The organism is Hahella chejuensis KCTC 2396 (assembly GCF_000012985.1).
Classification (GTDB): Bacteria; Pseudomonadota; Gammaproteobacteria; order Pseudomonadales; family Oleiphilaceae; genus Hahella; species Hahella chejuensis.
Genome location: NC_007645.1, coordinates 7,195,019 through 7,215,267 on the forward strand (window position 1 = coordinate 7,195,019; position 20,249 = coordinate 7,215,267).

Annotated in this window: 22 protein-coding genes; all 22 read right to left on the reverse strand. The window is 49.8% G+C overall.

Translation table 11 applies throughout. From position 1 onward, the window contains the following. Window positions 1–81: 81 nt before the first annotated feature. Entirely contained in the window at window positions 82–1,440 is a 1,359-nt protein-coding gene (gene glmU, locus HCH_RS31890) for a bifunctional UDP-N-acetylglucosamine diphosphorylase/glucosamine-1-phosphate N-acetyltransferase GlmU (RefSeq protein ID WP_011400731.1), read from the reverse strand. Window positions 1,441–1,666: 226 nt separating this feature from the next. Continuing rightward, window positions 1,667–2,092 (reverse strand): F0F1 ATP synthase subunit epsilon, encoded by a 426-nt coding sequence (locus HCH_RS31895; RefSeq protein WP_011400732.1) that lies wholly within the window; start codon window positions 2,090–2,092, stop codon window positions 1,667–1,669. 28 nt (window positions 2,093–2,120) lie between these two features. Further along, on the reverse strand, window positions 2,121–3,500 hold the full coding sequence (atpD, locus tag HCH_RS31900; protein WP_011400733.1) for a F0F1 ATP synthase subunit beta: 1,380 nt from the start codon (window positions 3,498–3,500) through the stop codon (window positions 2,121–2,123). 80 nt (window positions 3,501–3,580) lie between these two features. Next, window positions 3,581–4,444: a F0F1 ATP synthase subunit gamma gene (gene atpG, locus HCH_RS31905; RefSeq protein WP_011400734.1), complete on the reverse strand. Its 864-nt coding sequence runs from the start codon at window positions 4,442–4,444 to the stop codon at window positions 3,581–3,583. A 75-nt stretch (window positions 4,445–4,519) separates the two neighbouring features. After that, window positions 4,520–6,064 (reverse strand): F0F1 ATP synthase subunit alpha, encoded by a 1,545-nt coding sequence (gene atpA, locus HCH_RS31910; RefSeq protein WP_011400735.1) that lies wholly within the window; start codon window positions 6,062–6,064, stop codon window positions 4,520–4,522. 61 nt (window positions 6,065–6,125) lie between these two features. Continuing rightward, a complete protein-coding gene (locus tag HCH_RS31915; protein ID WP_011400736.1) occupies window positions 6,126–6,662 on the reverse strand; it encodes a F0F1 ATP synthase subunit delta in 537 nt (178 codons plus the stop codon). A 12-nt stretch (window positions 6,663–6,674) separates the two neighbouring features. Further along, window positions 6,675–7,145, reverse strand: coding sequence for a F0F1 ATP synthase subunit B (locus HCH_RS31920; protein WP_011400737.1), 471 nt, complete (start codon window positions 7,143–7,145; stop codon window positions 6,675–6,677). A 57-nt stretch (window positions 7,146–7,202) separates the two neighbouring features. Continuing rightward, window positions 7,203–7,457: a F0F1 ATP synthase subunit C gene (atpE, locus tag HCH_RS31925; protein WP_011400738.1), complete on the reverse strand. Its 255-nt coding sequence runs from the start codon at window positions 7,455–7,457 to the stop codon at window positions 7,203–7,205. Window positions 7,458–7,526: 69 nt separating this feature from the next. Next, window positions 7,527–8,357, reverse strand: a complete 831-nt coding sequence (gene atpB, locus HCH_RS31930; RefSeq protein WP_011400739.1) for a F0F1 ATP synthase subunit A — start codon at window positions 8,355–8,357, stop codon at window positions 7,527–7,529. A gap of 29 nt (window positions 8,358–8,386) precedes the next feature. Next, window positions 8,387–8,782: a F0F1 ATP synthase subunit I gene (locus HCH_RS31935; RefSeq protein WP_011400740.1), complete on the reverse strand. Its 396-nt coding sequence runs from the start codon at window positions 8,780–8,782 to the stop codon at window positions 8,387–8,389. 355 nt (window positions 8,783–9,137) lie between these two features. Beyond that, window positions 9,138–10,013 carry a ParB/RepB/Spo0J family partition protein gene (locus HCH_RS31940; RefSeq protein WP_011400742.1) on the reverse strand — a complete coding sequence of 292 codons (876 nt, stop codon included), beginning with the start codon at window positions 10,011–10,013 and terminating at the stop codon, window positions 9,138–9,140. A 29-nt stretch (window positions 10,014–10,042) separates the two neighbouring features. Further along, window positions 10,043–10,834 (reverse strand): ParA family protein, encoded by a 792-nt coding sequence (locus HCH_RS31945; protein ID WP_011400743.1) that lies wholly within the window; start codon window positions 10,832–10,834, stop codon window positions 10,043–10,045. Continuing rightward, window positions 10,835–11,488 carry a 16S rRNA (guanine(527)-N(7))-methyltransferase RsmG gene (gene rsmG / locus HCH_RS31950; protein ID WP_011400744.1) on the reverse strand — a complete coding sequence of 218 codons (654 nt, stop codon included), beginning with the start codon at window positions 11,486–11,488 and terminating at the stop codon, window positions 10,835–10,837. A gap of 2 nt (window positions 11,489–11,490) precedes the next feature. Then, on the reverse strand, window positions 11,491–13,380 hold the full coding sequence (gene mnmG / locus HCH_RS31955; protein ID WP_011400745.1) for a tRNA uridine-5-carboxymethylaminomethyl(34) synthesis enzyme MnmG: 1,890 nt from the start codon (window positions 13,378–13,380) through the stop codon (window positions 11,491–11,493). 514 nt (window positions 13,381–13,894) lie between these two features. After that, a complete protein-coding gene (locus tag HCH_RS31960) occupies window positions 13,895–14,653 on the reverse strand; it encodes a substrate-binding periplasmic protein (RefSeq protein ID WP_041599070.1) in 759 nt (252 codons plus the stop codon). A 132-nt stretch (window positions 14,654–14,785) separates the two neighbouring features. Next, complete coding sequence (locus HCH_RS31965) at window positions 14,786–15,130, reverse strand: DMT family transporter (RefSeq protein WP_011400747.1); 345 nt, start codon at window positions 15,128–15,130, stop codon at window positions 14,786–14,788. 5 nt (window positions 15,131–15,135) lie between these two features. Beyond that, window positions 15,136–16,500 (reverse strand): tRNA uridine-5-carboxymethylaminomethyl(34) synthesis GTPase MnmE, encoded by a 1,365-nt coding sequence (gene mnmE, locus HCH_RS31970; protein ID WP_011400748.1) that lies wholly within the window; start codon window positions 16,498–16,500, stop codon window positions 15,136–15,138. 51 nt (window positions 16,501–16,551) lie between these two features. After that, window positions 16,552–16,845 carry a group II intron maturase-specific domain-containing protein gene (locus HCH_RS33390; protein ID WP_083769856.1) on the reverse strand — a complete coding sequence of 98 codons (294 nt, stop codon included), beginning with the start codon at window positions 16,843–16,845 and terminating at the stop codon, window positions 16,552–16,554. 358 nt (window positions 16,846–17,203) lie between these two features. Further along, window positions 17,204–18,916, reverse strand: a complete 1,713-nt coding sequence (gene yidC, locus HCH_RS31975; RefSeq protein ID WP_011400749.1) for a membrane protein insertase YidC — start codon at window positions 18,914–18,916, stop codon at window positions 17,204–17,206. Window positions 18,917–18,931: 15 nt separating this feature from the next. Further along, window positions 18,932–19,222 (reverse strand): membrane protein insertion efficiency factor YidD, encoded by a 291-nt coding sequence (gene yidD / locus HCH_RS33395; RefSeq protein WP_083769857.1) that lies wholly within the window; start codon window positions 19,220–19,222, stop codon window positions 18,932–18,934. Continuing rightward, window positions 19,179–19,571, reverse strand: coding sequence for a ribonuclease P protein component (gene rnpA, locus HCH_RS31980; protein ID WP_041599071.1), 393 nt, complete (start codon window positions 19,569–19,571; stop codon window positions 19,179–19,181). The genes yidD and rnpA overlap by 44 nt, the downstream gene beginning before the upstream one ends. Before the next feature lie 31 nt (window positions 19,572–19,602). Beyond that, on the reverse strand, window positions 19,603–19,737 hold the full coding sequence (rpmH, locus tag HCH_RS33400; protein WP_083769858.1) for a 50S ribosomal protein L34: 135 nt from the start codon (window positions 19,735–19,737) through the stop codon (window positions 19,603–19,605). Between the last annotated feature and the right edge of the window lie 512 nt (window positions 19,738–20,249).

The window sequence follows — 20,249 nt, forward strand, 5'->3', positions numbered from 1 at the left end:
CAATAAACGAATCTTAGTACGTTTTATGTTTTTTTTGAAAACGAAGCGACTAAGCCTCGCTTAACGTTATTTGTGCTCGGGCTACTTCTTCACCGGCCGCGTCCAGCCATCAATATTACGCTGCTGCGCGCGCGCGACGGCGAGCTGTTTGTCGGAAACATCCTTGGTGACAGTAGAGCCGGCTCCGATCGTGGCCCCTTTACCCAGAGTCACTGGCGCAACCAGCGCCGTATTGGAGCCAACGAAAACATCGTCCTCTATAAGCGTCTTAAATTTATTGGCGCCGTCATAGTTACAGGTGATGGTTCCTGCGCCAATATTGACGTTAGAGCCTACCGTAGCATCGCCGACATAGCTGAGGTGATTTACCTTGCTGCCAGGACCAATATCAGCTTTCTTAATCTCTACAAAGTTTCCGACCTTGGCTTTCTCAAACAAGTGAGCGCCTGGACGCAGTCGCGCAAACGGTCCAACCGTGGCGAAAGCGTCAATACGAGCGTCTTCTATGATACTGCTGGCTTCGATCGTTACGTCATTAGCGATGACCGCATTTCGTATCACACAATTCGGACCGATTTTAACCCTGTCTCCCAAGGTGACGTCGCCTTCGAAGACAGCATTCACATCAATTTCCACGTCACGGCCGACATTAAGCACGCCTCGCACATCGACGCGTGCGGGATCTCGCAGGGTCGCGCCGGCCAACATCAGCTCTTCGGCAACCTGTTGTTGGTATGCTCTCTCCAGTGCGGCCAATTGAATTCTGTTATTTACGCCTTCAACTTCATGGAGGAAGCTTGGCTGCGCCGTGACAATATCCACGCCGCTTTCAACAGCGAGTGCGACAATATCCGTCAGATAATATTCACCTTGAGCGTTGCTGTTGGAAAGCTTAGGTAACCATTCTTTCAATCGACTCACCGGCACAGCCATAATACCAGTGTTAATTTCATTGATTGCTTTCTGCGCTTCAGTCGCATCTTTTTGTTCAACGATAGAAATCACCGATCCAGCATCATTGCGTACGATACGGCCATAGCCGGTGGGGTTGTCCAACGTCACGGTCAACACACCTAATTTACCCTGACTGACGGCGAGAAAATTCTTTAATGTAGCGGCGGAAGTGAGCGGCACATCTCCATATAAAATCAGCGCCTGGCCATCGTCTGATAAGTTCTGCAGCCCTTGAGCTACGGCATGTCCCGTGCCGAGCTGCTCCGCCTGATGCGCCCATAGTAAGCCCGGGCCGGATACTCCGGCCTGAACCACATCGCCTTTGTGGCCATATACGACTGTAATGTTTTCCGGCTCCAAACGACGTGCAGTGTCGATGACGTGCTGAACCAGGGGTTTGCCGGCGACGCAATGCATCACTTTCGGCAACTCGGATTTCATTCGCGTGCCTTGGCCGGCTGCGAGAATGATGATGTGCAGACTCATATCGGTCTCCGAAGCATGGATAAAGTAGTTAAGCCGGTAACAGCTTGGCTGTTAATAGAATTTGTAATAATGGACACTTTAAGGGATTAGGAAAAAAATTTCCTGCCGTCCAGATAGACTAGTAAAGCCACGCGCGGGCGCCAAATTTTGGTCCTTCAGGGCGCCATTCAAATACAAAAAAGGGGAAGACTGTGCTTCCCCTTGTTCGATCTTGCAATCTTTACTGTTAGCGCTTCAACTTATTACGCATTTGCTGAATGGTGCGGAGTCTTGCAGCCGCCTCGGCCAACTGCGATGCAGCTCTGGAGTACTCGAAGTCTCCGCCGCGATTGGCCAGGGCCTTCTCAGCTTCTTTCTTCGCTTCCAGAGCAGCGGCTTCGTCCATATCGCCCGCACGTTGCGCGCTATCCGATAGGATGGTCACCATGTTCGGCTGTACTTCGAGGAATCCGCCAGTAACGAAAAATACTTCCTCTTCACCGCCTTGCTTGATGATCCTAACCGGACCGGGGTTTAGCGCAGTTAGCAGGGGGGTATGACCCGGCGTAATGCCCAGGTCGCCTTCGCTGCCGGCGGCGATAACCATCTCCACCAGACCTGAGAAGATCTCCTGTTCCGCACTAACGATATCGCAATGCACACTTATACCCATTTGGTTAGGCCTCTATCCTATTCGGATATTATTTAGTCTTCTTGGCTTTCTCAACCGCCTCATCGATACCGCCGACCATGTAGAACGCTTGTTCCGGCAGGTGGTCGAATTCGCCATCGAGAATCCCCTTAAAGCCGCGGATAGTGTCTTTCAGAGACACGTACTTGCCCGGAGAACCGGTAAATACTTCCGCAACGTGGAAAGGCTGAGACAAGAAACGCTCGATTTTACGCGCACGGGATACGATCTGCTTGTCTTCTTCAGACAGCTCGTCCATACCCAGAATCGCAATAATGTCTTTCAGCTCTTTGTAACGCTGCAGTACGGTCTGTACGCCGCGCGCCACGTCATAATGTTCCTGACCGATAACCAGCGGGTCCAACTGACGGCTGGTGGAATCCAATGGATCGATCGCAGGGTAGATACCTTTTGCGGCGATATCCCGGCTCAGTACAACTGTCGCATCCAAGTGCGAGAACGTGGTTGCTGGAGAGGGGTCAGTCAAGTCATCCGCAGGTACGTATACGGCCTGAACGGAAGTGATGGAGCCTACTTTCGTGGAAGTGATACGTTCCTGCAGAACGCCCATTTCCTCCGCCAGAGTCGGCTGATAACCTACTGCGGAAGGCATACGACCCAGCAGAGCCGATACTTCGGTTCCCGCCAAGGTGTAACGGTAGATGTTGTCAACGAACAACAGAACGTCACGGCCTTCGTCACGGAACTTCTCCGCCATGGTCAGACCGGTCAAAGCAACACGCAGACGGTTTCCTGGGGGCTCATTCATCTGCCCGTATACCATCGCTACTTTGTCCAGTACTTTGGACTCTTCCATCTCGTAGTAGAAGTCGTTACCTTCACGAGTCCGCTCACCAACACCCGCGAATACGGAAAGACCTGAGTGCTCTTTCGCGATGTTGTTGATCAGCTCCATCATGTTAACGGTCTTACCTACGCCCGCGCCGCCGAACAGGCCGACTTTACCGCCCTTCGCGAAAGGACATACCAAGTCGATAACCTTGATGCCGGTTTCCAACAGGTCGCGAGAAGAAGACTGATCTGCGTAACCAGGAGCGGTACGGTGAATGGGCATACGCTCTTCTTCACCGATAGGACCTTTCTCATCAATCGGGTTACCCAGTACGTCCATGATACGGCCCAGAGTCTGGGTTCCGACTGGTACTGAGATAGGAGCGTTGGTGTTTTCCACTTGAAGACCGCGGCGTAGACCTTCGGTGCTTCCCATGGCGATTGTGCGCACGATACCGTCGCCCAGCTGCTGCTGAACTTCCAGTGTTGTGGCTCCGCCTTCAACTTTTAAAGCATCATAGACTTTGGGCACTGTATCGCGCGGAAATTCGACGTCGATAACCGCCCCGATAATCTGCACTATTTGTCCGCTACTCATTGTCAGTTCCTCACTGAATCTTAAATCTGTTCTGCCTGACTCCGCCGCATTTAAAGCGGCGCGTCCAAATACCAAGAAACCTATACCGCCGCTGCGCCGCTCACGATCTCAGAGATCTCTTGAGTGATCGCCGCCTGACGAGCTTTGTTGTACGCCAACTCCAGCTCGTTAATGATTCCGCCAGCGTTGTCGGTCGCGCTCTTCATAGCGATCATCCGCGCGGCCTGCTCACAGGCGTTATTTTCCACGACAGCTTGATATACCTGGGACTCAATAAAGCGGGTCAGCAACCCGTCCAACAAGCCTTTAGCGTCAGGCTCGTAAATGTAGTCCCAATGGCGACGTATCATTTCATCATCTTCCGCAGGGGGAAGAGGCAACAGCTGCGCCACAGTAGGCTTCTGCGTCATAGTGTTTACGAAGCGGTTATGGACCAAGTACAAACGGTCGATCTTGCCTTCAGCATATGCGTCCAGCATGACCTTAACGGAGCCCACGATCTTGGTAAGGGATGGGTCATCCCCCAAGTGGCTCAATGCAGCGACAACGTTACCGCCATAGTTACGGAAAAAGCTGATCGCCTTTTGCCCTACAGCGCACAAATCGACTTCCGCGCCTTTATCGCGCCATTCTTTCATGGAGCGCATCATTTCGCGGAAAGCGTTAACGTTCAAACCGCCACAGAGTCCGCGGTCAGTTGAGACCACAATATAGCCAACTCTTTTAGCTTCGCGTTCTTGCAGATACAGATGTCGATATTCTGGATTCGCAGTAGCGATATGGCTTATGACGCTGCGTATGCGATCAGCATAAGGCCGACCCGCCGCCATTCGCTGTTGAGCCTTACGCATTTTACTGGCGGCGACAAGCTGCATCGCGCTGGTAATTTTCTGCGTGCTCTTAATACTTGCGATTTGGGTTTTAATCTCTTTTCCGACGGCCATATTTACCTGCCTTTCGTTAATCCTGAACCTGTTGAACAACCAGTCGCCGCAGAAGCGGCGACGGTTAGAAGTTCATTACCAGGTTTGAGTGGATTTGAACTTCTCGATACAAGATTTCAGGCCGGCGGCGATTTCGTCGTTGTAATCGCCTGCTTCGTTGATCTTCGCCAGAAGATCGCCGAATTCGCTCTTGGCGTAAGAAAGCAGAGCCGCTTCGAAGGGAACTACTTTCTTGGCGTCGACATCGTCCAGGAAACCTTCGTTTGCAGCGAACAGAACCAAGCCCATTTCAGCAACGGTCATCGGCGCGAACTGCTTTTGCTTCATCAGTTCGGTAACACGCTGACCGTGCTCCAGCTGCTTACGAGTCGCTTCGTCAAGGTCAGAAGCGAACTGAGCGAACGCAGCCAGTTCACGATACTGAGCCAGGGCCAGACGGATACCGCCACCCAGCTTTTTCATGATCTTGGTCTGTGCGGCGCCACCTACCCGGGATACAGAGATACCGGCGTTCATCGCAGGACGGATACCCGCATTGAACAGGCTTGTCTCAAGGAAGATCTGGCCGTCAGTAATAGAAATTACGTTAGTAGGAACGAACGCAGATACGTCACCGGCTTGAGTTTCGATGATAGGCAGAGCGGTCAAAGAACCGGTTTTGCCTTTCACTTCACCGTTGGTGTACTTCTCAACGTATTCCTCGTTAACGCGGGACGCACGCTCCAGCAAACGGGAGTGCAGGTAAAATACGTCACCGGGGTATGCTTCGCGTCCGGGCGGACGACGCAGCAACAGGGAGATCTGACGATACGCCCAGGCTTGCTTGGTCAAGTCGTCGTAAATGATCAGTGCGTCTTCACCACGGTCACGGAAATACTCGCCCATGGTGCAGCCAGAGTACGGAGCCAGGAACTGCATGGACGCAGGGTCCGCAGCGCCTGCGGCGACAACGATGGTGTGATCCATTGCGCCGTGCTCTTCCAGCTTACGCACAACGTTGGCGATAGAAGACTGCTTCTGACCGATTGCAACGTAGATACACTTGATGCCAGTGCCTTTCTGGTTGATGATCGCATCGATCGCCAGAGCGGTTTTACCAGTCTGACGGTCGCCGATAACCAGCTCACGCTGACCGCGACCGATGGGCACCATGGTGTCTACCGACTTATAACCAGTCTGCATTGGCTGACCAACGGATTTACGTGCGATAACGCCCGGCGCGACTTTCTCAACCGGCTCAGTCAGAGTCGTTTCCAGAGCGCCTTTACCGTCAATCGGATTACCCAGTCCGTCAACGACGCGACCAAGCAATTGTTCGCCTACGGGCACTTCCAAGATACGGCCGGTTACTCTTACCTTTTGACCTTCCGCTAAATCTTTGTAGTCGCCCAATACAACGGCGCCCACGGAATCGCGCTCTAAGTTAAGAGCCAGACCGTATACGCCGCCTTCAAATTCAATCATCTCACCGTACATTACGTCGGCAAGACCATGGATCAGTACGATACCATCAGAAACGCTTACGATAGTGCCTTCTGTTTTCGCTTCAGAAGAAATATCCAGCTTCTCAATGCGCTTCTTGATGATTTCACTGATCTCAGATGGATTCAGTTGCTGCATGCCTTTATCCTCAAAAACCCTTCAGTTACCTTTCTGCGGAAATTCAGCCGCAGGCGCCAGTTCAGGAATTCACTGCCTCGGCCAGCTTAGCCAGACGACCGCGTACGGACGCGTCAATCACTAAGTCACCCGCGCGCACGACTATGCCCCCGATCAGCTCTTTATTAAGCTGGGAGCGCAAATTGACGTTGCGAGATAGTTTCTTTTGCAGAGCTTGAGCAAGCTTGTTTTCCTGCTCGTCATTCATTTCGAATGCGCTCTCAATAGTGACTTCGATTGTGGCTTCTTGCTGCGCCTTTAACTGCTCGAACAGTGCCGCGATTTCCGGCAGCAGGACCAGACGGTTGTTTTCAGCGAGAACTCTAACAAAGTTAGCGCCCGCTTCATTGAGTTTGCCTTCGCAAACGTCAAGGAACGTCTGACCTTTCTGAGCGCTGGTCAATGCTGGGTGATTTAACACCTTGTGCATATTGCTGTCTCCAGCAACAGCGGCGGTCAGCGCTAATAACGCTGACCACTCCGACAATTGACCCGCATCCCGAGCTAATTCAAAGGCCGCTTTCGCATATGGCCGGGCGAGTGTAGTGCTTTCCGCCATAATGCAAACCTCTTATAGTTCCGCAGCTAGTTTATCTAGCATGTTGCTGTGCGCACCTGCGTCCACAGAGGTTTCCAGGATCTTCTCAGCACCCGCCAACGCCAGCGCAGCGACTTCAGCACGCAGCGATTCTTTAGCACGGTTCTTTTCCTGGTCGATTTCAGCTTTGGCTGCAGTGATCAAACGCTCGCCTTCAGTACGCGCCTGATCTTTTGCTTCTTCCAGCATCTGATTGGCGCGCTTGTTAGCTTGTTCGATAATTTCAGCCGCTTGCTGTTTGGCTTCACGCAACTGCTTGGCAACTTTTTCTTGGGCTAGCTCAAGATCCTTTTGCGCGTGCTCAGCAGCCTGCAAACCATCGGCAATCTTTTTCTCGCGTTCCCGCAGAGCCTGTATGACCGGCGGCCATACATACTTCATGCAGAATACGACAAAGATAAAGAAAGCAATCGCCTGCCCTATCATTGTCAGGTTGATGTTCACGTTGACACCCCTCGCTTATCAGTCGAATAAAATGACTCGTTTGCCTAAAAGGTGTAATTACTGAACCAAAGCAATGAACGGGTTAGCGAAAGTGAAGAACAGAGCGATACCAACGCCGATCATGGTTACGGCGTCAAGCAGACCGGCCACGATGAACATTTTAACCTGCAGCATGGGCACCATTTCTGGTTGACGCGCAGCGCCTTCCAAAAATTTACCGCCCAGCAAACCGAAACCAATTGCAGTACCTAACGCGCCCATGCCGATCAAAAGAGCTACAGCAATCGCGGTCATACCAACTACAGTTTCCATTGTCTCTCCTAAATTTATCAATTAGTTAGTGGATAGAAAGTTTTTAGTTTTGATGGAAATATTTACTTCTTAGTGATCTTCATGCGCCATGCTCAGATACACGATGGTCAACATCATGAATATGAACGCCTGCAGCACAATGACCAGAATATGGAAAATGGCCCAGGGCACTGATAGCGCCCATTGCGCCCAAAACGGCATCAACGCTATCAGGATGAAGAGCAGCTCGCCTGCGTACAGGTTACCGAATAGACGCAGTGCAAGAGAAATAGGTTTGGCGATCAAGCCCACGCCTTCCAGGAGCAGGTTGAATGGCAGCATCCACTTGCCGAATGGCTGCAGGGTCAGTTCACCCAGGAAACCGCCCACGCCTTTGACTTTAATACTGTAATAAATGATCAGGAAGAAGACAGACAACGACATTCCCAGAGTCACGTTAACATCCGTGGTGGGAACGACTTTAAAGTATGCGTGATCGTCGCCGGTAATGACTTGGAACAGTCTCGGTAGAAAGTCTACAGGAACCAAGTCCATCAAATTCATCAGGAAAATCCAGCAGAAGACTGTCAGCGCCAAAGGGGCGATGACCGCATTTTTGCCGTGGAAAGTTTCCTTTACGCTCTTGTCGACGAAGTCGACCATAATCTCAACAAAGTTCTGCAGTCCGCTTGGCACGCCACTGGTCGCTTTCACCGCAGCTTTGCGGAATAACCAGACAAACAAGGCGCCCAAGGCGATTGACCAACCCAGACTGTCAACATGGACGGCCCAGAAGCCCATTTCTTTGGCTTCCTGCGCAGTATGCGCAAAACTCCAGCCATGCTCTGGGTGGTTACCAAAGGTCAGGTTTTGAAGATGGTGCTGAATGTACTCCGACGCTGTAGGATTTTCGCCTGCCATGTTTCACTCTTAATCGATTGTTGCAATTGTTATTTACGCTGCCGTCTTCCGACAATCAGCGGCGCGAACCAATGCACTGACTGCACACCTAGAAAAGCCAGAAATAAACTTGCTGGCTCCAAAGGCTGGATAAACTTAAAAGCCAGGCCAAAAAAAATGGCCGTTAATCCTAGCTTAACCGCCTCTGCTTTATAAATAGATTGTACGATTTGCCTGGCTGCTTGAGCCCCTTGATAGAGAAAGGCGCGGTGGGCGAAATACATGTTTGGAACAGCGCAGATCAGTCCCCCGGCCAAAGCCGAGTACGCATGCACGCTGCTCCATCTCCACGCGATTAAAGATATGAGGGCTGTGGCTATTAATTGTAATCCCACAATCCTAAAGACTGGCGGCCGCTTAATAAGCGAGCGAGCTGCACTATTCAAATCACGTTTCTGCCTAGTTCTTGTTACCCCCGCCCTCGCACTACAGAGACCCGTAGCTTTAGGCGCAGGTGATTATATTGTGTCGATGTAACGCATTCAACCGCCATGAAAACAAAACTGTATAATTTCCATACACATGGAAGCGTTAAAAATTTTTAACCAAATCAACATCTGGTACTAAATATGCTGAATTGATATTACAGGCGCCAAATATTGTGCTTGGGTTATTTTTATACGCTGCATGGGCGCTATGCAGTTTTAGTGATCCTGGCCTAAAAAAGAATCAAACCTACAGAAGGGAAAGCGCCGATGTGTTCAGCAACCAGGCACATCGGCGTAAAGACAAAAAGAGGCTTTAATTAATATGAGCAAGAATGCCGTCTAATTCATCCAATGAGTTGTATTTGATGACAAGTTTGCCCTTGCCCTTACTGTTGTAGTCAATTGTGACGGGAGAACCCAGTCTTTCAGCCAGGCTTTCCTGTAACTTGCGTACATCCGCATCCAGCACTTTTTTGATTTTTTCCTTAGGATTCTCTTTTTCCTGCAGCAGCTTTCGCACGAGGGCTTCTGTTTGTCTGACTGACAAGCCTTTCTCAACGATAGCGTTCGCCGCCGCCAACTGTGTCGATTCATCCAAAGGCAACAACGCTCTGGCGTGCCCCATTTCCATATCGCCGCGCTCCAGCATAGTTTTCACGTCAGCATGGAGGGCGAGGAGGCGTAGTAGATTCGCTATAGCCGGGCGAGACTTTCCAACCGCTTCCGCCACCTGAGTTTGATTCAGGCGAAACTCATCCTGCAATCGCTGCAGCGCCATGGCCTCTTCTATTGGGTTCAGGTTCTCTCTCTGGATGTTCTCAATCAACGCCATTGCAATGGCGGCTTCATCGGGGACATCGCGAATGATGACGGGGATCTTGTCCTTGCCCGCAATTTGAGTTGCGCGCCAGCGCCGTTCGCCAGCGATAATTTCATAGCGATTCGGGCTAATCTCACGAACTACGATAGGCTGCATGACGCCCTGTTGGCGTATGGATTGCGCCAGTTCCTCCAGCGATTCGGGGTCCATATCCCGACGAGGTTGATATTGCCCACGCTGGATCAGCTCGACTGGAAGTTCTTTTAAAACGCCATCCTGTTTGACGTTTTCTTCTTCCTCATTAGTGCGTGTGCGCGACCCGGCCAGCAGTGCGTTCAGTCCGCGATCGCCTAAACCTCGTTTCTTCATTATTCAGGTAGTTCCCCAAAATCGCTTAATCAGGCCAGCACAGCTTCTTTCGCCGCCTTCCTGTCTTTGCGAATAATTTCTCCCGCCAATGCCAGATAAGCAATGGCGCCTCTTGAGCTTTTATCGTATTTCAATGCTGGCACGCCATATGAAGGCGCTTCCGCTAGCCTTACGTTACGCGGAATAATTGAGCGGTATACTTTTTCGCCAAAATAATCCGTGATTTGCCGTGAAACATCCAACGTCAGGCTGTTGCGAGGATCGTACATCGTCCGCAGTAAGCCCTCTATTTCCAGACTAGGGTTAACCGTTTCGCGGATTTGTTCAATCGTATTCATTAGCGCCGCCAACCCTTCCAAAGCGTAGTATTCACATTGCATTGGAATCAAAACGCCATTGGCCGCCACCAGTGCGTTTACGGTTAACAAATTCAACGCCGGCGGGCAATCGAGCAACACGTAATCATAGTTGACCGCCACTTCTTTAATGGCGTTGCGCAAACGGTACTCTCGACCAATTTCATTCATCAACTCGACTTCAGCCGCGGTGACATCGCCATTGGCCGGCATTACGTCATACCCCGCCGCTTCAGACGTCTTCACTACCTGAGCAGCGTTCGCCTTTTTGGTAAGTACATCGTAAACGGTGTGTTCTATCGAGTTTTTATCGATACCGCTCCCCATCGTCGCATTGCCTTGTGGGTCAATATCCACCAGTAACACTTTGCGCCGGGTCGCGGCTAGAGAGGCTGCCAGATTGACGCAGGTCGTGGTTTTGCCGACACCGCCTTTTTGGTTGGTTACAGCCAATATTCGCGCCATTTATGAGCCTCCGGTATTTCCACTACGCGCAATAATAAGCAAATGACGTTCCCCATCACAACCGGGAACCTCCAGCTTATGCCATTCCACAACTTCAAAGTCCGCCGGCATGGCTTCAATCTCATCATGGGGATAAAGGCCTTTCAACGCATAAATGCGCGTCTCGGAAAGAATTAGATCGCGGCATCCTGCAATCATATCGCCAATCGTTGCGAAGGCTCTGGATATTATTCCGTCAAATTTGACGTCAGGACTGAATGCTTCAATGCGAGTGTGTTCAACCCGAAGATTCGGCAATCCCATATCCATACGGCATTGATCCATGAACCGGGTTTTTTTGCCGTTGCTATCCAACAATGTCCAGTGGGATTCCGGCAACGCAATAGAAAGAGGGATTCCCGGTAGCCCTGCGCCTGCGCCCACATCCAGAAACTGGACGCCTTTTAAATAGGGGAGCGCCGCCAGAGAATCAAGTATATGACGGCTTACATGCAATACAGGATCGCGCACTGCTGTGAGATTGTACGCCTTGTTCCATTTATGCAGCAGTTCCAGATAACGCAGAATTTTAGCTTGCTGCACCTCAGCCAACTTCACTCCCATCGCCTTTAAGCCAGACGTCAGCTGCTCGGTTTGATTCAACACCAACGTCATATTCAAGCGCTCTTCCGCTGAAGTGAGCCGCGCTTCTTCAGATGCACCAACAATAGAGAAACCGCCGCCGGAGTAACGCCGGGAATCCGGGAGGCCTGTGCCAGGGTTTCCGGTCTCACTTCAGTCAGCTTTTGCTTGATCTCATTGGACAAGCCCTGAATTCCGCTATAGTCGAGATCCGCAGGCAAGGCCATATTCTCATTGCGACGCAAACGCTCAATTTCTTCCTGCTGGCGATCAATGTATCCAGCGTATTTGACTTGTATCTCCAGCTGCTCAGCCACTTCATATGGCGTCGCCGCAACATCCGCATCAAGCAGGGACAATTTTTCCCACGTCATTTCCGGACGTTTCAGCAAGTCGTGCAGCGAATACTCTCGCGTCAACTCCGTTTCCAGCAATTCCGCCGCTTTCCGGGCTTTTTCCGTCGCAGGTTGAATCCAGATGGACTTCAAACGCTGCTGCTCGCGGGCTATTGCTTCCCGCTTCTCACAGAAAACACGCCAACGTTCATCGTCTATCATGCCAAGCTCGCGGCCTTTTTCAGTCAACCGCAGATCCGCATTGTCTTCTCGCAGAAGGAGCCTGTATTCAGCGCGGCTGGTGAACATACGGTACGGCTCCCGTGTGCCCATCGTGATCAGGTCATCGACTAATACGCCAATATACGCCTCATCCCGGCGCGGACTCCACGCCTCTTTCTCCTGCGCGCGCAGGGCGGCGTTCATACCCGCCAATAGACCTTGCGCCGCCGCTTCTTCATAGCCGGTTGTGCCGTTTATCTGACCCGCGAAAAACAAGCTGCCGACAAACTTGGTTTCCAGAGAGTGCTTCAAATCCTGGGGATTAAAGAAATCATACTCAATGGCGTAACCGGGTCTGGTGATATGCGCGTTCTCCATGCCCTGGATCGAGTGCACCAACTGCAATTGCACGTCAAAAGGCAAACTGGTGGAGATGCCGTTGGGATAGAGCTCGTGAGTGCTTAATCCTTCAGGCTCAATGAAAACCTGATGAGAATCCTTGTCGGAAAAACGATTCACTTTGTCTTCTATGGAGGGGCAGTAGCGAGGCCCAACGCCCTCAATCACTCCCGTATACATGGGAGAGCGGTCCATCCCTCCGCGAATGATCTCGTGAGTGCGTTCATTAGTGCGAGTGATAAAGCAGTTGACCTGATGTGGATGCAGATCCACTGAGCCCATAAATGACATTACCGGAATTGGGGTATCCCCAGGCTGCGCCTCCATCACTGAAAAATCCACGGAACGCGCATCAATTCGCGGAGGCGTTCCTGTTTTCAATCGCCCAACGCGAAACGGCATTTCCCGTAGTCGTTTCGCCAAAGCGATGGAGGGAGGATCACCTGCGCGGCCGCCGGAATGGTTTTCCAAGCCAATATGGATCACGCCGCCAAGGAAAGTGCCGGTCGTGAGTACGACAGTCTTACTATGAAAACGCAGACCCATTTGCGTCACGACGCCAGCGACATGATCCCCCTGCATGATGAGATCGTCGGCAGCCTGCTGAAAAATGGTGAGATTAGGCTGATTTTCTAAAATTTCACGAATAGCCGCTTTGTAAAGCGCCCTATCCGCCTGAGCGCGGGTTGCGCGCACAGCTGGTCCTTTTCTGGAGTTGAGCACACGAAACTGAATCCCCGCCCTGTCCGTCGCCAACGCCATGGCGCCGCCAAGCGCATCCACTTCTTTCACCAAGTGGCTTTTACCGATGCCTCCAATTGCGGGGTTACAGGACATCTGTCCAAGGGTTTCGATGTTATGAGTCAGCAGCAGAGTCTGGCTCCCCATACGCGCCGCCGCCAATGCAGCCTCGGTTCCGGCATGCCCACCGCCTATAACTATGACGTCAAAACTTTTTGGAAAGTCCATAGACTTTTACACCCTCATCGGTAACGGACTTGAAACGAACCGCGTATTTTACTATGCGGGCAGGTCAAAAATAAGAGCGCCCTATAAAAAATGTTTAAAAAACACTCAAAACATCCCTTCTCAGGCGTCTTCTGACATGCCTCTGTCATACAGATTAAAAAATAGCCTAGCCTTTTCAGAGGGTTAGCCAAATTATTTTAGACAAGTTATTAATAAACTTATCCACAAGCAAAACCATTGCCTGACTAAAATTATCAACTAGCAACTCATTGTTTTATAAAAACAAAAAAAATCCATCCCAAACAGGTTGACATATAGCCCATAAAGTTATCCACAGCGCGTCGAAGTTATTGACAGTGGATAACTTCACTAAAAGTCAGGGACAAAAGTGCGCTTCGGTAGTAGCTCTGGAGGTGAAATATTAAGGAGGTTTTCTGTGTCCATATGAGCGAGATCTGTGTTTGGGGCCGAATATCAGACCTCAACGTAATTGGCGCTGGATATCCAAAACTGCTTAAGGAGCAGTGAACTCTCCTCGATAAAAGGCTTCCCATATCTCATTAAGACGCCCACTCTGCTTCAACTCATTCAGACCTGCGTTAAAGATTTCCCTATAGTGGGGACCAGCATTGGACTTGCGCGAAAAAATCATATGATACGGCCAGCTTTCCACCGGAGCTGTATGGCCTATTTTTTCTCTTTCCTGAGCAGAAAATTGCGACTGCAAATTAAATAACCCAACTGCCTTATTTTCATCCAAGGCGTCAAAGCGACCTGCAAGCAGTTTTTTGAACACGAGGATATGGTCAACCCCAACATCGTAACTGACTACACCTTCCTTTTCGGCTTCCTCTAACGGTTTAGCCTTGGCGCTCCCGAGAGGAAGGCCAATAGTAAGTCCTTGAATGTCCTTTTTCGCACCAGTCCACACAACGGGATTACTTTTTAGATAAAACAGCACAATCTCCCCCGTATAGACCGCATCGGAAAAATAGCAATCCGCTTCTCTTTCCGGCGTCTTTCCCCAGATCGCTGAAGCATGCCATTCGCCTCTTTGCACCAAAATGTAGGAGCGCTTCCAAGGGAAAAAACCATAGACTACCTTTACTCCCGCTTTTTGATAGATCTCCGAAATAATATGAGGAACAACACCATAGTCAGGATAAGACTCACTCATGAAAGGAGCCCACTCGCCGATAGCGACCATAATTTCTTCCTGAGCCACAGCATCAGCTGCTCGATAGAGCAAAAAAATAACAATGATACTGTGCATGAGTCTGTTTTTTAGCACTCAGACACCTTCCTATCAGGTTAAACTCGCTGGCGCCTTTCAGTTAAGGGGAAAAGAAACCTGTATGCCTGAATTGTCAGTTTAGTAGATAGGAACGGAAAGCGTCGCAACAGATCAGTGGTTAATGGAGTTAGAAAATACGTTGACGATAATGACGCCAACGATGATAAAACCTAAGCCGATCATTGCCGGGAGATCCAAAGTTTGTCGAAACAGGAAATATCCTATAGCTGATATCAATACAATGCCAAGGCCACTCCAAATGGCATAAGCCAAGCCAACAGGAATTGTTTTAAGGCTATAAGACAAAAAGTAAAAAGCGCCCAGATAACACAACGCCATAAGTATTGTTGGCGTCAGTTTACTGAACTGTTCTGACTTTTGCAGAAAAGTGGTGCCAATCACCTCCAGCAAAATAGCAGCGGCCAAGGCTGCGTAGGTAGACCAAATTGACTTCATAGCGGCTACTTTCCGATACAAAACGACGAAAAGATACGTCCTAATAAATCATCGGAAGTAAAAGCGCCAGTAATTTCCGATAGCGCATTCTGCGCAACCCGCAGATCTTCCGCCACTAATTCTCCGGCGTTGGCGCTCAGCAGTTGTTGCTTGGCTAACTGAATATGCTTTTCCGCAACAGTAAGGGCCTCAAGGTGGCGACGTCTCGCCATAAACCCACCTTCTGCATGGCTTTCAAAACCAACACAGGCTTTCAAATGCTCCCGCAACACGTCAATGCCATTTCCGGCTTTAGCTGACAAGCGAATGACCGGATGTGAAAGCGACAGGTCGATACCTTGTGCTTCCTCGCTCAAGTCTATTTTGTTACGAACGACAGTGATGTGGTCGTGATGTTCGATGCGAGCATAGAACTCTGGCCAAATTCGCTCGGGAGACACTTCATTTGTTTGCGTCGCATCCACCAGAAAGAGAATACGATCTGCCTGGTCAATTTCTTTCCAGGCGCGTTCGATGCCGATTTTTTCCACAACGTCGTCGCTATCCCGTAATCCCGCGGTATCCACAATGTGTAATGGCATTCCATCGATATGAATATGCTCTCTTAATACGTCGCGAGTAGTGCCTTCAATCTCCGTCACGATGGCGCTCTCTCTACCCGCCAAAGCATTCAGCAAACTGGACTTACCGGCATTGGGGCGACCAGCGATAACCACTGTCATTCCTTCACGCATCAAGGCGCCTTGCTTGGCGCTGGCGAAAACGGACTGTGTCTGACTGAGAAGGGTATCCAAATCATTTAACACCTTGCCATCAGAGAGAAAGTCTATTTCCTCTTCTGGAAAATCGATCGCTGCTTCGACGTATATACGCAGCTGGATAAGACTCTCAATCAAGTTTTCGATTTCTTTGGAAAACTGTCCTTGCAAGGAACGCATTGCGCTATGCGCAGCTTGTTCAGAAGTTGCCTCGATCAGATCCGCAATGGCTTCCGCTTGTACCAGATCCAGCTTGTCATTCATGAAGGCTCTTTCAGAGAACTCACCAGGCCGAGCCAATCTCGCGCCAAGGGAGACTATGCGTTTTACCAGGATATCAAGCACAACGGGACCGCCGTGCCCCTGAAACTCAACGACGTCTTCGCCTGTGAAACTATTGGGAGCAATAAAGAGCAAAGCGATACCGCTGTCGAGAGTATCGCCTTCTTCGTTGAAAAATGGACTGTAGTGGGCATGTCTGGGTTTGGGGTCATACCCCAAAACTTCATGAGCAATAGCCCTCGCTTTGGGGCCCGATACTCTAACAACGCCAACGCCGCCTTTCCCTGGCGGGGTGGCGATTGCGACTATAGTGTCATTCTCAGCGTACATGAAAATTCTCGCTTAAATCGAGTCGGAGGAGGCCTCACGGCCTCCGTCCTCTCACGCCACCGGGCATACGGTTCCGTACCACGGCGGTTCATAGGTTACATTTGATGGGCCACGCCCATTGGTCGTACTCAGCGCGGCTCGTTTCTCATCGATACCTAAACGCCTCAACATCCGCGCACGAGTGAGCCCGCGCTTCCATTGTCGCCAGAGTATCTTCCTCAGGTGGCGGCGTAGCCAACCATCGAGTTCGTTGAAGATGCCTTTGGTGTCTGCATGGTGGAAGTAATTTATCCAGCCTCTGCCTATGCGACAGATCTCCCAGGGTAATGCGCGTGACCTTCCCACTTATACCCGCCGCATTTACGTCCATCGCTTCCGTGTAAGTATTGGGCTTTGGCAGTATGGGCTACCTCACCCGCTATGGCCGCCTCCTATGCGATTCCTGTTCGTCGGGCCAGTGGTTTGCCTTCGGTTTCCTTCAGATTTCACCTCGCGGTGAACACCCTTGCCGTTCGGCTAGTGGTTCCCCTTACCGGGCCCACAGGGGACTTGCACCCTCAAGTCATCCGGCCAGCACCACCTGTACCGGAACAGCGCCGGTCAAGGCGCTACACGCCATGCCTGGCGCACCCATAAAAAAGCCCGTTATTAAAACGGGCTTTTGTTAAAAGTAGCCCAGGCTACCACTGGCTGACAAACCTATCTAGGAGGCTATTTTTTTGGCAGCCAGCCCCCCGTTTTCGATCTTCTTAGTGATATACCACTGTTGGGCGATGGAAAGAATATTGTTGACCAACCAATACAGTACCAGACCTGCTGGGAACCACAGGAAAAAGACGGTAAAGATAATTGGCATCATCTTCATAACACGCGCCTGAATCGGATCTGGAGGCGTTGGATTCAAAGACGTTTGCAAGAACATTGCAGCGCCCATCAGCAACGGCAATACGAAATACGGGTCTTTAATGGACAGATCCTGAATCCAGAAAAAGAACGGCGCCTGGCGCAATTGCACGCTTTCCAACAGCACCCAGTAAAGAGAGATGAACACAGGCATTTGCACCAACATGGGTAAACATCCGCCTAGTGGATTGATTTTCTCTTTCTTGTATAACTCCATCATGGCTTGCGACATGCGTTGTCTGTCATCGCCATATTGTTCACGAATTCTCTGCATCTCCGGGGTCACTCTGCGCATGTTCGCCATGGATCGGTAGCTGGTTGCAGACAAGTGGAAGAACAAAGCCTTGATCAAAACTGTCAGCAGAATAATAGCAATACCCCAATTGCCGACATAATCGTGAATAAACTCAAGCACCAAATAAAGCGGTTTGGCTATTAACCATAACCAACCGAAATCCACGGTCAGGTCCAGGTTGGGAGCTACCTCTTTGAGGGTTTCCATAATCTTGGGACCAGCATACAGTTTGGCGCCTACATTATGGGTCTGGCCTGGCTCGACAGTGAACTCAGGATCGACAAAGCCCATCAGGTACAAACCGTTTCTCAAACGAGTTTGATAGGTATGAGTGTCATTGGATAAGGGAATCCATGCGCTGACGAAGTAATGTTGTATAAAAGCTATCCAACCATTGGAGGAGTTAACTTTAACGCCGGAAGGTCCACTTTCTTCCATGTCCGAAAAGTCAATTTTCTCATAAGGTTTCTCTGGCGTTGAAACTACAGCGCCTAAGAAAGACGCTGCGCCAAATCCCCCTGAGAATGTAGGATCTGGAGACTTGTCACGAACTAATTTTGCAGAAAAATTCGCTTTCCAGGGAGCGTCTGACTGGTTGTTGATTTGGAAATTGACATTAATGGAATAGCTGGACTTCTCAAACTCATAGCGCTTAACGATAGTGACGCCATCACGTTCGGTTCTGAGATCTACGCTTAATTTATCTTGGCCTTCTTGTAATGAGTAGGAGTTCTTTTCAGCAATATAAATGGGATTTCCCCCATTTTTTGAATCATCAAAGCCGTTAGCGCCAATCAAGCTGCTTGCAGCAACGTAGTAAACGCCATTGTTCTTCTGCATGAGATCCAATGGTGTGGGATTTTTTAGAGAAATAGGATATTGAAGCAATGAGGCTTCAACGACATTACCGCCATTTAAGTCAATTTCTACGCGAAGAACATCGGTGATGACGGTAATAATCTTACCGCTGGATGCCGTAGAGGAAATATTTGAATCCTCTGCAGTAGCCGGTTTTGATGCAGTTTCAGGTGTATCCAGCTCGCCTGTGTTAGGGGAGTTCAAGAGAGCTGAGGAGTCGGCCCCGTTACTGTCTATAGTGACAGAGGGAGTTTGGGCGACTGGCTGCTGCTGGGGGGACATATCCTCATTCCATTCCAATACCAAAAGGTAGGAAACAACCAACAAACCGACTATGAGAGAGGTTCTTAAAAAGTCCATAAACTATTCAAACTTTTATTCGGATGATGAATGAGGGCAGCGTTTGTGAGACAGGCTTTCTGGCACTGGATCAATACCCCCTGTTGACCAAGGGTGGCATCTTAGCAGACGACGGACGGTAAGATAACTCCCTCGCAGGAATCCATACTTGGAAATTGCTTCATACCCATAACTGGAGCAACTTGGGTAGAAGCGGCAGTGCTGTCCTAATAACGGGCTGATTGCATACTTGTACGCTTTTATCAAACCTAAAAGTAAGTATTTAGGTAGCTGAGGAAGAGTTTGCTTTAGCGAGCGCATTGGCATGTTGCTGACCAATTCGTGAATACAACTTGGTTAGACACTGAAAAACTTCTTCATTATTCATGTCTGCAACAGCTTTGCGGGCCAGAACGACAATATCGACGCTTGGTATGTTTGCTTGCTGAAGACGAAATGCTTCCCTAATTAGCCTTCTGACTCTGTTTCTTCCCGTCGCTAACTTTATGTTTTTCTTAGCAATGACAAGTCCTACACGAGGATGAGATAGTTGATTAGGTATAGCAAGAAGGAGCAAACCAGGATGGCTTGCTTTAAAGCGAGCATCGTTAAATACGTTACGGAAATCCCCCGGCTTCAAAAGTCGAAGTGAACGGGGGAATTCGTAACCAGCCATCTATAGGTTGCTTTTAAACAACAGACGACAATTAAGCTGAAATACGCTTACGACCTTTAGCGCGACGGCTGGCCAGAACTTTACGGCCGTTTGCGGTAGCCATGCGGGCACGGAAACCGTGGGTGCGTTTACGCTTAAGGACGCTAGGTTGGAATGTGCGTTTCATATCCGACTCTTTAGCAAATAACTGGTTGAAATTCGTTCTAGAAAACAGGGAGCAGAATTGTAGGGAATTTATAAGTAAATAGCAAATGGGAGTTGCGGAAATTTTCAGTGGAGGCCGTCGCAGTCTTATTTACCGCATTCTGTGGATCAATGTGGGTAACTTTTCCTGGTTGTTGTCGACCTGTGAGTTCGTGTGGAAAAGGTGACCGTTCAAATTATAGGCGATTGGTCCGTTTTCAGGCGGATAAAGGAGCTCATTCGCCTGTTATTAAATATTAGGTTTTAAGAAAGGATAGTTATGAAGAATTATGATTAGTCAGCCTTTGTTCTGTGGATAAGTGTGGAAAAGTTTTGAATATCATTCTATTAGAAAATGTAAAAGTACTTGGCAAGCTAGGGATTACCCTTTGAAAAACTGCTGAGAACATGGGGAGGAAAGTGCGAGTTTTCCACAGCCTGAAATTGTCTTCAGGTCTACAACAAGTTATCCACAGGGAATCACAAGGGTTTTGG